This is a genomic window from Granulibacter bethesdensis (assembly GCF_001889545.1).
In the GTDB taxonomy this organism is placed as follows: Bacteria; Pseudomonadota; Alphaproteobacteria; order Acetobacterales; family Acetobacteraceae; genus Granulibacter; species Granulibacter bethesdensis_B.
In genome coordinates this window covers 736,865-750,718 of record NZ_CP018194.1, presented here as the reverse complement: position 1 = coordinate 750,718, position 13,854 = coordinate 736,865, and the positions used below count along the sequence as shown (strand labels likewise).

Here is a 13,854-nt window from a genome sequence, read left to right as displayed (position 1 = left end):
AGGGCCCTCATGATACAGGGAACCGGCTCCTCGGTCGGGAAATCCCTGCTGGTGGCCGGTCTGGCCCGTGCGCTCACGCGGCGCGGGCTGGCCGTGCGCCCGTTCAAGCCGCAGAACATGTCCAACAATGCCGCCATTGCCGCTGACGGTGGTGAGATCGGGCGGGCACAGGCTCTACAGGCCCGCGCCTGTCGAGTCAGCCCTTCCCACCACATGAATCCCGTCCTGCTGAAGCCGCAGAGCGAGATCGGCGCACAGATCGTGGTGCAGGGAAAAGTGCATGGTCAGGCCGCGGCCCGTGCCTATCAGGCCATGAAGCCACGGCTTCTGGGGGCCGTGCTGGAAAGTTTCGGCATCCTGCGGGAACAGGCCGACATCGTGCTGGTGGAAGGGGCCGGAAGCGCGTCGGAAATCAATCTGCGGACAGGCGACATCGCCAATATGGGCTTTGCCCGCGCCGCCAATGTTCCGGTCGTCATTGCGGGTGACATAGATCGCGGCGGCGTCATTGCCGCGCTGGTCGGCACCAAAACCGTGTTGGAGCCGGATGATGCCGCCATGGTACGGGGCTTTCTGGTGAATCGCATGCGCGGCGATCCATCGCTGTTCGCGGAGGGAATGCGACTGATCGAACAGCATACCGGCTGGGAAGCGCTCGGACTGGTACCACATTGCGAGGCCGCCCGCGCCCTGCCGGCCGAAGATGCCGCTGATCTCCTGCGCGGCCTGTCAGCCCCGACAAGACAGGGGAGCGCCGTCATTGCCGTGCCGATGCTGCCGCATATTGCCAATTTCGATGATCTCGATCCTCTTACCTCCGAAGACAGCGTGACACTGGTCATGGTGCCTCCGGGACACCCCCTGCCCGTTGCGGATGCGATTATCATTCCGGGATCGAAAACCGTAATCGCCGATCTGGCGGCTCTCCGTCACCACGGCTGGGACATCGATATTCTGGCGCACCGGCGCAGAGGACGGAGCATCATCGGTCTGTGCGGGGGCTATCAGATGCTGGGGCGTGCCATTCACGATCCGCAAGGGTTTGAAGGGCCCGCCGGCAGCGCCGCCGGGCTGGGGCTGCTGGAGATCGAGACCGTGCTGGAGCCGCATAAAATCCTGACCCCGCGCAGCGGTCATCTTTTCGGTCAGGATATACCGGTCAGCGGCTATGAAATGCATATGGGGGTCACGACCGGGGCAGGATTGCGGCGGCCCTTTCTGTCGCTCGGTCCCGATGCGCCGGAAGGATGCGTTTCAGCAGATGGGGTGGTGATGGGAACCTATCTCCACGGCCTGTTTCATGGGGGGGCCTTCAGGCGTCACCTGCTCGCGACCCTTGATGTGAGCAGCCATGGCGGCGATCACAAGGACGCTGTCGAGCATGCTCTCGATGCGCTGGCCGACCATATGGAGGCGCATGTCGCTATCGATCGGCTGCTGGCCCTGTCAGCATGAGATACGGTTCAGCCAAACGCCACAGCAGCGATCAGGGCCAGCAGCACCAGCAGCCAGAGCAGCAGGCAGGCGCGACGAAACAGCCCGAGTGCGCGCAGGATATCCTCCGCGTCAGCGTCCTTGCGGCCATGCCCCATCCAGGCATCCTCCACCGCGACACCATGATACAATCTGGGACCAGCCAGACGCAGCCCGAGCGCACCGGCCATGGCGGCCTCCGGCCAGCCAGCATTGGGGGAGCGGTGCAATCCGGCATCCCGCCTTATCGCTGTGAAAGCCTCCCCGCGTCGCCGCCGAGCCGCAAGGGCAAGGCATACAGCTGCCAGGCGGGAGGCAGGCAGGTTCACCACATCATCCAGACGCGCCGCCGCCCATCCGAACGCGGCATAGCGGGGAGAGAGATGGCCGATCATGCTATCCGCCGTATTGATGGCCTTGTAGGCAACAATGCCCGGCAGCCCCGCCAGCAGACACCAGACAGCAGGCGCCACCACCCCATCGGAGAAATTCTCGGCCAGACTTTCAATGGCAGCACGGGAAATGCCGGCCTCATCCAGTGCCGCGACATCCCGCCCCACGATCATGGAAACAGCCTCCCTGCCACCGGACAGGCCGTGCCGATGCAACCCCTCCGCGACGGCAGCGACATGCTGGTACAGGCTTTTCTGCGCGATCAGTGCCGAAACCGGCAGGGCAGACAACAGCAGGACGCTCCAGAGCGGAAGCCAGCGCAGGGCCAGACACGTTACGCCGATCGCTGGCAGCACTGTGACCGCCAGCAGCAGGATCATGGTCACAATCCCGAACACTCTCCGCCAGAGCGGGGAAAAAGCAGGTCGGTTGCCAAATCGCTCCAACAGCGTGATCAGGGCGCCAATCCATTGCACCGGATGGCCAATCAGACGCTGAAGCAAGGATGGATATCCAAACCGGGCATCAAGACAGAGCGCCACCAGCAGGATCAGCGCATGCGCCGGAAACAGGACATGCCAGAAGGAAGAACCGTCGAAATGCATCATCGGGGATGGGGTGCCGCGTGAGCATCAGAAAAGCAAGCACGCCGTCTCATGGCGGCCGGATCTCCGCCTTTCTCCGTGCCAATCCCGATGCGCCAACCCCGGTGCTGGATCTCTCCACCGGGATCAATCCCTTCAGCTATCCTATCCCCGCATTGCCCGCCCATGCTTGGAGCGCCCTTCCCGATCCTGATGACCTTACCACACTGGAGCAGATTGCGGCCGAGCAATACGGTGTGGCCGATGCATCCCGGGTCGTGGCCGCCCCCGGATCGCAGAGCCTGATCGGCTTGCTGCCGCTGTGCCTGGGCGGTCAAAACCGGATCGTGAATATCGCTGGCCCTACCTATGCAGAACACGCAGCCTCATGGGTGCTGCATGGGCACCGCGTCGTCCAGACATGCAGCTTCCCCGGCAGCTTCCCCGATCCGGATCAAAATCCGGAAGCCAGCATCAGCATTGTCTGCAATCCTAATAACCCCGATGGTACACGCTACATGCTATCCGATCTGCGCACCCTGTCTGATCGCATGGCAGACCGGAACGGATGGCTCATCGTAGATGAGGCCTTTGCCGATTTCGAGAAAGGAATCCAAAGCATTGGCACAATACAGCATTCTGCCGCCATTGCCCTTCGTTCCTTTGGAAAGGCTTATGGCCTGGCAGGGCTGAGGCTTGGTTTTGCGATTTTACCACCAGACCATGCTGATTTTCTGCGACGTATTTTGGGACCATGGCCGGTCTCTGGGGCTGCGATCACCATTGCCCGAGCAGCCCTGACGGATCATGCGTGGCAGCAAGCAACCATAACACGTATTCAGGCCGCGGCAGAACGTCTGGATACGTTGCTGATTTCAAAAGGGTTCGAGATTCTCGGGGGAACCCACCTGTTCAGACTGACCCGTCACCCGGAAAGCATCATGATTCATGACCGGCTGAGCCAAGCAGGTATTATGACAAGGCGCTTTGATTGGGATGATCGCCTGTTCCGTTTCGGGCTGCCCGAAAGCAACTGTGACTGGAACAGGCTTGATCAGGCATTGAGCTAAAATAAAGATAAAATCAAAAGAAATAAAAAGCCCGGTGCCCGAAGGCACCGGGAAGTGGTTGGAAATATCATGTCCCAGGGAGGACATGCCTCGACGATTTACTCGACGGCAAACACCGTGAGCACACCGCCAAGCTGCGTGTAGCTGGACAGAGCCTTATAGGCACCGACCGCACCCAGACCTTCGGTGTCACCCGCCAGACCAGCGGCCATACCGATACCGGCCCAGCCACCGACGCCAGACAGAACGGCGATGTATTCCTTGCCCTTATGCTCGTAAGGAGTGACATTGCCGATAATGCCGGACGGGGTCTTGTACTTGTAGAGTACCTTACCGGTCTTGGCATCGACTGCCTTCAGGAAGCCATCCAGCGTGCCATAGAACACGACACCGCTATCCGTCGACAAAGCACCGGCCCAGACCGAGAAGGTTTCCGGGATCGACCAGTTGATCTTGCCCTTGTCGACATCATAGGCGATGAAATTGCCCAGATGATCCTCGCCCGGGGGCGGGAACATGGAGAGCGTTGCACCTACGAAAGGCTGGCCCGCGGTGTAGGACACCTTGAACGGCTCATAATCCATGCAGACATGGTTTGTCGGCACATAGAACATATGAGTCTTCGGATCGAACGTTGCAGGCTGTTCGTCCTTGGAGCCCAGAGCGGCCGGACAGATGCCCTTCGTGTTGTGATCTTCACCACCGGCTTCAGTGGAGTATTTCTTCACACGATCAGGCAGACCGGTTTTCAGATTCACACCCGTGGCCCAGTTCACCGCCGGATCGAACTTGTTCGCCTGCAGCAGTTCACCCGTCACGCGGTCGAGCACATAGGCGAAGCCATTACGGTCGAAATGCACCAGCGCCTTGGTTTCCTTGCCGTTCACCTTGGTGTTGGCGAGGATCATTTCGTTGATGCCGTCATAGTCCCATTCGTCATGGGGGGTCATCTGATAGACCCACTTCGCGACACCGGTATCCGCATCACGGGCGAAAATGGTCATGGACCACTTGTTGTCGCCAGGACGCTGCACCGGGTTCCAGGTGCTGGGGTTGCCAGAGCCGTAATAGACAAGGTTGGTGTCCGGATCATAGGAAATCCAGCCCCAGGTGGAACCGCCACCCGTCTTCCACTGATCGCCCTGCCAGGTCTTGATGGAGCTGTCCTTGCCGACCGGCTTGCCCATTGATGTGGTCTTGTCATCGAACAGGATCTGGTCATCCGTGCCGACAGAATACGCCGTCCAGGCCTTGGAACCGTCCTTCAGATTGAAGGACATCAGACGGCCCTGAATACCGAATTCACCGCCGGAGATGCCGACCATTACCTTGTCTTTGATGACCAGCGGTGCAGAGGTGCCGGTTTCGCCTTTCTTGGCGTCGCCCGTCATGACCTTCCACACTTCTTTGCCGGTCTTGGCATTCAGCGCGACCAGCCCGTTATCCGCCTGGTGAAGAATGATCTTGCCATCACCATAAGCAACACCACGATTCACAGTATCACAGCACATGACCGGAATAACGTCCGGATCCTGCTTCGGCTCATACACCCAGATGATACGACCATTGTCGTTCAGATCGAGGGCGAACACCTTGTTCGGGAACGGCGTATGCACATACATGACATCGCCGATGATCAGCGGACCACCTTCATGGCCGCGCAGCACGCCGGTGGAGAAGCTCCATACCGGACGCAGCTTGCTGGCGTTGGCAACCGTAATCTGCTTCAGGGCGCTATGGCGCTGGTTTGCATAATCACCAGCAGGCATCGACCAGTTTGCAGAATCCTTGGACAGCTTCATCAGCTCATCATTTGCCTGAGCCTGGAAGGAAACCGCCAGAGCGCCGATGCCCAGCATCATGGCACAAACACGGGACAGCGTTTGCTGTTTCATAAGAGACATTTCCCCTGATTTAATTTTATTCTGGATTATTCTTGCAGTTTTGATGATGGTCCTTATCCGGCAGGCTGTTTGCCATGCGAGGTCGGACCATCTGAAAGCAATGGAAATTTCAGCGATGCATCTTCCATCGTCTCCTTGAGTCGTGAAACCGGAGCAGTCGAAAACTCCGTCGACGCAGGACTACCGAAGACAATACAGCCAAGAAAGCGGCTGATGTTCCGATTCCTGCCCATCACGCCTTGGCGCGATGCCATGAGACTTCACCTGACCGGCGATAGAGGAAATCTCTTTCCTGAGAGAATTGTTATTTCAGCTTTTGGGACTAAGTCAACATGCTTTTGCACTAACTGCAAAATAATATCTGCATAATCCGGGAAACGATTATTGTGCGATGCACAAAAAATATCGAATGTAATTGTCGCAGTGCAGCAAAAACGCGTAATGGCTGAATAGTTCCTCAGCCGAGTAATTCGTTGTAAACGTCCAGCGTGGCTCTCTGCATCGCATCCGTGGTGTAACGCGCCAGCACTTTCTGTCGCGCCCGCCATCCGGCATCGGCCCGTACATCCGGCGGCAAGGCCAGTGTTTCAGCCAAAGCAACCGCCAACGCCTCTACATCCCCAGGTGGAACCAGCAAACCACTGACTCCATGCTCCACCGTTTCCCGAGGCCCTCCGAGATCGCTGGCGATGACCAGCCGCCCCATCGCCTGCGCCTCTATCACTGTTCGTCCGAACGGTTCCGCTTCCAGCGATGCATGCACCACACAATCGGCAAGGCTCAATGCGGCCGGCATATCATCACAAATACCGCCCAACCGGATCTGCCCGGCAATACCGTTTTCTTTCGCCCGCTCCATCAGGGAACGGGCATAATCCTGCTGCCCCTTATCTCCCCCGATGAAAACACAGATCACATCCGGGCGCTGAAGGCGGCCCAGAGCATCAAGCAGAATGTGCTGCCCCTTCCAACGGCTGAAACGCGCTGGCATCAGAACAAGGGAAAAAACATCTCCTTCCGGCAATTGCCATTGCTGAACCAGACGCTGAATACGGGGGCCGGTGATCGTGGCCGGGTCGAACAGCACCGGATCGACACCGCGGGGGATAATACGCAGCCGGTCAGGCCCCACCCCGTGACGCTCCGCCACCAGATTCGCGACATGATGACTGATCGCAATAACGCGATCTCCCTTTGCCATCACCGCATTATAATGTCGTTTGAGGGGAAAGGACTCGCTATATACACCGTGATAGGTGGTGACAAACGGGACATTCATGCGCCGCGCTGCACGATAAGCCGCCCAGGCCGGAGCACGGGAACGCGCATGAACCAGCCGGACATTCTCCTGACGGATCAACCGCTCCAGCGTGCGGGCATTGCGCAAAATCCTGAATGGCTGCTTAGCCGGCATATCCGGGATCAGAACGTGTTCTCCTCCTCTACGCTCCAGCCCCGGCACCATACGACCACCCGCACTGGCGACCAGCGCCCGACCGCCGGCCTCTGTAATCGCCTGTGCCATTTCCAGCGTGCCACGCTCCACGCCGCCTACATCCAGGGCAGGAAGCACCTGTAAAACGCATGGCGCGGTATGAATCTGGTCCGCCCGATCAGAATCCGGCATTCTCTCTCCCGTTTGCGGTCGTCAGGCGAAACGCAATAAACCGGGTATAAATCCCTGTCCTTCGTTGGAGAAGAGGAAGCCCCTTATGACAGCAAGCCGTATCGTCCGCCCCGATGGTATCAGGCTGGCAACACATCACCATGCGGGGCGCAGTCCCACCGTGGTTTTTCTGCCAGGATTCCGTAGTGATATGGAGGGAGAAAAAGCCCTGCGGCTTGCTGCATGGTGCGAGGCTCAGGGACAGGCCATGCTCCGGCTGGATTACAGCGGCCACGGTCAGAGCGAAGGACGTTTCGAGGATGGCTGCATCGGCACATGGCTGAACGATGCCCTGACCGTGATTGAAAAAACCATACAGGAAAAATTGATCCTCGTTGGCTCCTCTATGGGAGGGTGGATCGCTTTGCTGGCGGCCCGACAGCTTGGTGACCGGGTTGTCGGACTGGTCGGTATTGCTGCGGCTCCGGATTTTACCGAGCGGCTGATGTGGGATGCCATGCCGGCAGAGGAACGCGCAACCCTGCTTCGCGAGGGTGTATTAATGGCCCCCAATCCCTACGGACCGCCTGTGCCGATCACACGGCTTCTGATCGAGGAGGGGCGCACACATCTGCTGCTGGATGCACCTCTGCCTTTGTCATGCCCGGTCAGGCTGCTGCAAGGGCAGGAAGATCAGGAGGTTCCGTGGGAAACGGCGATTACCCTCTCCCGCACCATAACACGCCCTGACGGAAGCATCCCTGATCTTCTTGTGACACTGATCCGCGATGGAAACCATCGCCTGTCACGGGAAAGCGATATTTCACTGGTCATCGCGTCAGTCAAAAACATCCTTGATCTTACCAATACATGAAAGCCAATACATGAAAGAAGATAAAAATATATTTTTTACAGTCCCTAATATTGCAAAAATACTTTGAAAAGCAGCCATCTCCTTTGCACGATGCTGCATTGTCTTGAGGATCGAAAAAAATATCGGGATGGCTCTTGCACCCTTATGACAGTCAGGCTACATCGCCCCCGTCAGCGCGGCGCCCGTAGCTCAACTGGATAGAGCACCAGACTACGAATCTGGGGGTTGGAGGTTCGAGTCCTTCCGGGCGCGCCATCATTTCAATGAATTAGCCGGTTTTTAACATTCTGCCATTGGCAGATGTTTTGCAAAACTGCTTGCACACGGCTCCCGGCTATTCGGTCGTTATTGTCATACCAGCCGCTCTTCGGCACGTGATGGCAGGTCCGTTATGCCTGCCATTGCAGCAAGAAAAAACTGTCCCCATCCAAATATAGAATGCAGCGGCAAGATTGTGTTCAGTGGCCTGCACAGTCTTTTCCCGAATATATTATCTGAGCCTTTGGGGAGACACCTGGCCATCCCAAAGGCTCAGCGCCTGGGATGATCTTTTGCCGTCCAGCGATACATCCAACTCTCCGAGATCACCTTTTTGCCTCGCCTGACACGAACCGTCAGATCGACCAAAGATGCATCACCGGGTTCAAGCTCGAACCCCACACGGTACAGAGCCATGCCGGAGCGTTGCATGCCGTGCATCGATGCCACCGGATAGGCAGGAATACGCTTGATCTCGGCCCATTTGAGCTGACCGGCCGAACATATCACCTCCGGCACCAGCATGGCGGCCAGCTGACGGGGAGATGCGGGCGGAGCCATCGCATCCAGCATTTTCTCATCGGCTTTTAAATCGCCTCCCGCCAGATCAAGCATGAAAAACCGCCTTTTGGGATCAGCGCTGGCACCGGCCCTGAATGCAACCACCCTCGCCAGAGCACGAGCCGGGATATCATCGCACCAGCGCAAACGATAGGCGTAGCGATACTGCTGCCCACCCTTCAACGGTGCGGTCGGACGCCAGAAAGTGACAATGTTATCCTGAAATTCCGTGCCGGTCGGCAGTTCGGCCAGATGCACCGCCCCCTCGCCCCAATCCTCATCAGGCTCCACCCAGGCGGAGGGACGCAGATCATAGCGGGCACCGATATCTTCATAAGCAGGAAAGCCACGCTGACGCTGCATCAGCCCGAAACCACGGGGAGAATGATCGGCAAAAGACGAAAGCTGCACCTTCTCCGGGTCTGCAAGGCTGCGCCAGATTATCTCTCCGGCACCGGTATGGATCAGCAAACCATCCGAATCATGGACCGCCTGCCGATAGTCATCCACGCCCACCCGATAGCTGGGGTCGAACCAGAACATGCTGGTCAGCGGAGCTATACCGATATTGTCGATATCCCGGCGTGGAAACAGGACGGAATCGACATCCATCACTGTCTCGACATCGGAACGCAGCACGAACCGGAAGGCGCCCGTGATGGAAGGACTGTCCAGGAGCGCATAGATCACCAGATGATCCGCATCCTGTACCGGACGCTCCAGCCAGAACTCCCGGAAAACCGGAAACTCCTCCGTGCCGCTCTCACCGCTGCCCAAAGCCAGCCCGCGCGCCGACAAACCAAAATTCTGCCCCGGTGCTACCGCCCGAAAGTAACTTGCCCCCAGAAAAACCACGATTTCCTTGCGATCCCGGTGCGCGGTGCCAGGGAAACGGGCCAGAATACGGAATCCGGCCAGCCCGATATCATCCTCCGGCGGCGAGATATCGCCCAGATCGAACCATGAGGGATTGTAGCGGATTGGATGGCTTATGCCGTCCACAATCTCGTTGATGGTCACACGATCCTTGAACAGATAGCCACGATGGAAAAACTCGGCTTCAAACCGCTCCCCACGCCCGCGCCACAAGGCGTGATCGGGGAGAAATCTGATTTTACCATATCGGTCGTAATCAAGGCCTGCCAGCATTTCGGGCAGTTGCTGCGAAGGGGGACTATAAGGCTGGCGGGCCAGGCTGCGGGCCCTCTCTTCCAGCGTTTCGGCATCAAAGGATGCAGGTTGCGACACCTGCCCGGCCAGCGCAGGTCGTAATGACAATCCCAGCGAAGCCAGTCCGGCTGCCATCCCCTTCTGCAATACAGCACGCCGAAAAACAGGAGAGGACAGTCGGGGTGATAAACGGGGTCGTTGCAGCATCGAGTCTCCTGCATCCTGATCTGCCGAAGAAGAGAATATCTTGGAGCCGGATTATACGATAGTAGTTGGCTGCATTCCGTTTCGGTCCCTGCCCTGATCCTTATTCCCATTCGAGGTTCTGTTTTGAATCGCTCTTTTCTCCATAAAGCATTACTGGCGGGCCTGATTGTTGCCATCCTCGCGGCACTCTGGTCGAGCCTGCATACAAGCTTTGATGTGTTCGGGTTCGACAGCGATAATGCAGCCCCCTACGTTGTCTGGCAGGGTATCCGTCAGAACGGGCTATCCTTTATCCGTTCATGGCATGCGACCCAGGATAACTGGCTGTTTTCTCTCTACCCTTTTTATTATGCCGCTTTCGAAACCATAGGCCCGGCAGCACTGAACCCGGCATGGGCAGGATGGGCTGTCTTTGTGGCACTCTGCTGCATGGGCGGCATACTGACAGCCAGGTTGGCAGGCCCCCTGGCCGGCCTGACAGCCGCCGCGCTGATGCTGGCTGCCGATTGCTCCGCGGTGGCTCATCCCGGAAACCTTGCCCATCCTGTCAGCCATAATATTTCTCTGTTCTGGGGGCTGGCTGGATTGCTGGCAGCCTGCTGTGCCCTGACACCCCGCAACGGATGGGGACATGCAGGCTATACTCTCCTTTCAGTTCTGGCCTTCATCATCGGAGGACTTTCGGATCCCTGGCTGAACGGCGCCATGCTGCTGCCTGCCATCGCCGCCTGCGGATGGGTTCTGGCCACCGCTTCGGGAATAAGGGAAAGAATTGTCTCTGTCGCACTGGCTATAGCCCTTGCCGGTGCCCTTGAGCTGGACCGTACCAGAATTTTCGGGCTGGCGACGTTTTTCGCTGCCTCAGCTCCGCAAATGAGCTTTTCTCCCGAACGGGCATGGCCAGCACTTAAAACCACCCTGCTGATTATCCCGGCATGGTTCAATCCGGTTCCGCTGGGGCATAGTGCGCTGACAGACAGACTATCCCTGCCCGCCATCGTTGCCTGTGTCGCTTTTGTGATCGCAACCATCATCCTGCTGTTCCCTCTGCGGCGCAGTTTGATGGACCGGACATCTCCCCAGCTGCGATTTATCACCGCTACTGCGCTTCTGTCCTATCCGGCCATTCTGGTTCTGTTCCTGCTGGTTTTCTCTGATCCAGCTTTTGGGTCCCTTCGCTTTTTCATTGCCCCTTTCGCATTATGGATTATTGCCGGGGTCAGCCTTGCCGCACGGCGCCGGGCCGATATGGCAGCATGGCAACAATACGGACTGACAACCTATGCGGTCCTTATGGTCATATCCGGCCTGCTCAGCGGACGGGAAAGCTGGTCGCATCCCTTAAAAGCAAACACGCAGTTCATCGATGGACTGAGCAGCTTCCTCGTGGAAAACGGGCTGTCGTATGGCTATGCCCCCTATGGAGAAGACAGCGCCAATGCGGTGCACTGGGCCAGCCACGGTAAAATCACGCTCCGTTCCGTGCATGCGGAAGCTGTAAGCGGCCATATTACAGAAGGAGGCGCCCAAACCTCCGATACCTGGTACGAAGCCAGTGATATCCCGCCCGACGCAAAAGAGCTGTTTCTGATCGTGCCGCATCATTGGTTCGACTGCGGAAAAGCCGGCCATTGCGAGGAAACGGCTGTGCAGCAGTTCGGACCACCTGCCCGTATCCTGCATTATGAAGACAATACCATCATGGTCTGGCCTTACTCCATCTGGACAGACCCGGCTGCAGTCGCCACAAATCTGCGGCCAATCGCTCTCGGGAAAGCAATCTCGTTCGGTGCAGAGGGAGAGGGCCTCCATCTGCTCGGCAAAGGATGGTCCAATCCGGCAGCAACAGGCACATGGAGCGACGGGGCCAATGCATGGATCCGTTTCCGCCTGCCCGAAGGAGCCACCTATCCCCTCCACCTTTCCTTCAGTCTGGCTGCTTTCACTGCCAGACATCATGACAGGCAGCGCATCGGATTATTCGCCAATCAGCATTTCATTGGCTGGTTCACAACGAGCAAGTGGGATGACCGGTTCGAAGCCACCATCCCGGCTCCGTCAGAGGACAAGGAAAAAAATGGCGTCGTTGTCCTGAAATTCGTGCTGCCTGATGCAGTGAAACCATCATCCGTTATGTATTCGGCCGACGATCGCAATGTCGCAATTCTACTGCATACGATGACAGTAGAGACCAGCCACAGATAAGTATCTCACCAAAAGGAAGGAAAAGCGGCTGAAAAGCCCCGTCTTTTCCTTCCTCTCCGCATCATGCCTCTGCATCCGCGGGCACATCACGGGCAACACTCTTTGCAGCGAGCGCCGCAACCGTCGCCGCCACAGCCTTCGGCTGCGTTGTGACCTGCGGCAATCCCATCAGCTCTCCATGTGTGCCACGGGCCAGCGGTCCTACGACAAAGGCATCGGGCCACGCCGTACCGTCACGATCCAGCACCCGGCTTTCCCAATCCACATCAATACCCAGACGGCAAGGGTCGGAGCGTAATGCGCCTTGCTGCGCCAACGCATGCAGAACCGGATGCACCTCTACCACCGAGCGATGGCCCGGGCCGGTGCAGTTCACGACGGCCCGTACGGTCAGGCGGCTGATATCTGCCTGCCCCCTTGGGCGGGACGTGATCACAATGTCACCGGATTTCTCACTGACCGCCGAGACCAATGATGCGGCCCGTACTGTCAACCAGCCCTCCTCCAGCCCTTGTCTGACCACAGCATCGATCTGAGGAGCGCACTGGAAACGGTGTACATCCCAGAATGGCCGCACATGTCGTAACAGACGCCGTTTTTCCGCTGTCTCCAGAGCACCCCATACGACGGGAGCCTGAACACGCAGCGCATCAATCACATCCTCCCATGGGCGCCCCTGTGCTTCACCCGCAGCAATGGTGCTGCGGATACGGCGCAGCAGAGATGAAGCCGTGCGGGCAGGCTCGGTGCTGAAATCTCCAGCAGCCTCAACCGGCAGAAGAGTCCGTGGGCGGGGTAGTAATCCGCGGCGGGACAAGGCGGTCATGGGCGCGCGATGCCCCCGCGCCCGCAGGGAGGCGATCACGTCGCACGCTGTCAGCCCCGTGCCGATAATGCAAACCGGCGCATCAGGCGCAACATCCGCCAATGCGTCAGGCCGCCACGGATCGGCGACCAATCCCTTTTCTCCCGCCAATCCGCGCAGAGCTGCGGGCAAGTCAGGGGCGGTGTGACTGACGCCCAACACCAGAATATCCGCTGCAATGAGCGATCCATCTTCCAGCGTAATCCCCCAACCAGTCTGATTGCGGGATGCCGACATAGCACGCAGCCGAAGATGACGAACTATAACCCTTCCAGAGGCGGCTTCTATCATGGAGCGGATCGTATCATCGACATAATCCCCAAATACCGATCTTCTGGCGTATATCCTTCCATCCTCCATCGTGGAGTGCGCATCACTCTGGGGCACGTTTCTCTGTCTGAGCCATTCATCAAAATGATCAGGCAGGTCTGGAAAAAGCGACATACGGGCTGCCGCGACATTGGTGCGGTGGACAGGGTCGGATGTGCCATACGCCAACCCGGCCCCCAGCTTTTCTGAAGGCTCCAACACCGTGATTCTGCCTGAAAAATCAGGATGATCACGGATAAGATGGGCCAGAAAAGCAGCTCCGGACAGACCACAACCGATCAGGGCAATATGTCTGCACACCCCATGATCCCTGATAGGCTGTAATTCTTTTGCGGGTTCAGGCTGCACGAGCAT

The 13,854-nt window shown here is 58.1% G+C and carries 9 protein-coding genes and 1 tRNA gene; 5 read left to right on the top strand and 5 right to left on the bottom strand.

The genetic code is table 11. The features are described 5' to 3' along the window. Positions 1-9 precede the first annotated feature (9 nt). Complete coding sequence (locus tag GbCGDNIH8_RS03350) at positions 10-1,455, top strand: cobyric acid synthase (RefSeq protein WP_072572083.1); 1,446 nt, start codon at positions 10-12, stop codon at positions 1,453-1,455. A gap of 8 nt (positions 1,456-1,463) precedes the next feature. Here GbCGDNIH8_RS03350 and cbiB read toward each other — a convergent pair whose 3' ends face one another. Next, the gene (gene cbiB / locus GbCGDNIH8_RS03345) at positions 1,464-2,471 is read right to left on the bottom strand and encodes an adenosylcobinamide-phosphate synthase CbiB (protein ID WP_172822969.1); all 1,008 of its coding nucleotides are present in this window, start codon (positions 2,469-2,471) and stop codon (positions 1,464-1,466) included. A 20-nt stretch (positions 2,472-2,491) separates the two neighbouring features. Between cbiB and cobD the strand changes: the two genes are divergently transcribed. Continuing rightward, positions 2,492-3,520: a threonine-phosphate decarboxylase CobD gene (gene cobD / locus GbCGDNIH8_RS03340; protein WP_216634481.1), complete on the top strand. Its 1,029-nt coding sequence runs from the start codon at positions 2,492-2,494 to the stop codon at positions 3,518-3,520. 98 nt (positions 3,521-3,618) lie between these two features. Here the strand turns inward: cobD and GbCGDNIH8_RS03335 are convergent, their stop codons facing one another. Both GbCGDNIH8_RS03335 and GbCGDNIH8_RS03330 read right to left on the bottom strand, forming a co-directional pair. Continuing rightward, complete coding sequence (locus tag GbCGDNIH8_RS03335) at positions 3,619-5,415, bottom strand: methanol/ethanol family PQQ-dependent dehydrogenase (protein WP_081369034.1); 1,797 nt, start codon at positions 5,413-5,415, stop codon at positions 3,619-3,621. A gap of 466 nt (positions 5,416-5,881) precedes the next feature. Next, positions 5,882-7,051, bottom strand: a complete 1,170-nt coding sequence (locus GbCGDNIH8_RS03330) for a glycosyltransferase family 4 protein (RefSeq protein WP_072572080.1) — start codon at positions 7,049-7,051, stop codon at positions 5,882-5,884. A gap of 85 nt (positions 7,052-7,136) precedes the next feature. Between GbCGDNIH8_RS03330 and GbCGDNIH8_RS03325 the strand changes: the two genes are divergently transcribed. Next, positions 7,137-7,904, top strand: a complete 768-nt coding sequence (locus GbCGDNIH8_RS03325; protein WP_072572079.1) for an alpha/beta fold hydrolase — start codon at positions 7,137-7,139, stop codon at positions 7,902-7,904. Between the two features lie 178 nt (positions 7,905-8,082). Then, a tRNA-Arg gene (locus GbCGDNIH8_RS03320) sits at positions 8,083-8,159 on the top strand. 276 nt (positions 8,160-8,435) lie between these two features. Here GbCGDNIH8_RS03320 and GbCGDNIH8_RS03315 read toward each other — a convergent pair. Beyond that, entirely contained in the window at positions 8,436-10,100 is a 1,665-nt protein-coding gene (locus tag GbCGDNIH8_RS03315; protein WP_081368814.1) for an OpgD/OpgG family glucan biosynthesis protein, read from the bottom strand. 123 nt (positions 10,101-10,223) lie between these two features. Between GbCGDNIH8_RS03315 and GbCGDNIH8_RS03310 the strand changes: the two genes are divergently transcribed. After that, complete coding sequence (locus GbCGDNIH8_RS03310; RefSeq protein ID WP_072572077.1) at positions 10,224-12,305, top strand: hypothetical protein; 2,082 nt, start codon at positions 10,224-10,226, stop codon at positions 12,303-12,305. Positions 12,306-12,366: 61 nt separating this feature from the next. Here the strand turns inward: GbCGDNIH8_RS03310 and GbCGDNIH8_RS03305 are convergent, their stop codons facing one another. Then, positions 12,367-13,854: an FAD/NAD(P)-binding protein gene (locus GbCGDNIH8_RS03305; RefSeq protein WP_081368813.1), complete on the bottom strand. Its 1,488-nt coding sequence runs from the start codon at positions 13,852-13,854 to the stop codon at positions 12,367-12,369.

What these genes read in the sequence shown, in the direction of transcription:
- GbCGDNIH8_RS03330 (WP_072572080.1), bottom strand. Translation starts at nt 7,051, where the DNA reads ATGCCGGATTCTGATCGGGCGGACCAGATTCATACCGCGCCATGCGTT.
- cbiB (WP_172822969.1), bottom strand. Translation starts at nt 2,471, where the DNA reads ATGCATTTCGACGGTTCTTCCTTCTGGCATGTCCTGTTTCCGGCGCAT.
- GbCGDNIH8_RS03305 (WP_081368813.1), bottom strand. Translation starts at nt 13,854, where the DNA reads ATGCTCGTGCAGCCTGAACCCGCAAAAGAATTACAGCCTATCAGGGAT.
- GbCGDNIH8_RS03350 (WP_072572083.1), top strand. Translation starts at nt 10, where the DNA reads ATGATACAGGGAACCGGCTCCTCGGTCGGGAAATCCCTGCTGGTGGCC.
- GbCGDNIH8_RS03335 (WP_081369034.1), bottom strand. Translation starts at nt 5,415, where the DNA reads ATGAAACAGCAAACGCTGTCCCGTGTTTGTGCCATGATGCTGGGCATC.
- GbCGDNIH8_RS03325 (WP_072572079.1), top strand. Translation starts at nt 7,137, where the DNA reads ATGACAGCAAGCCGTATCGTCCGCCCCGATGGTATCAGGCTGGCAACA.
- GbCGDNIH8_RS03315 (WP_081368814.1), bottom strand. Translation starts at nt 10,100, where the DNA reads ATGCTGCAACGACCCCGTTTATCACCCCGACTGTCCTCTCCTGTTTTT.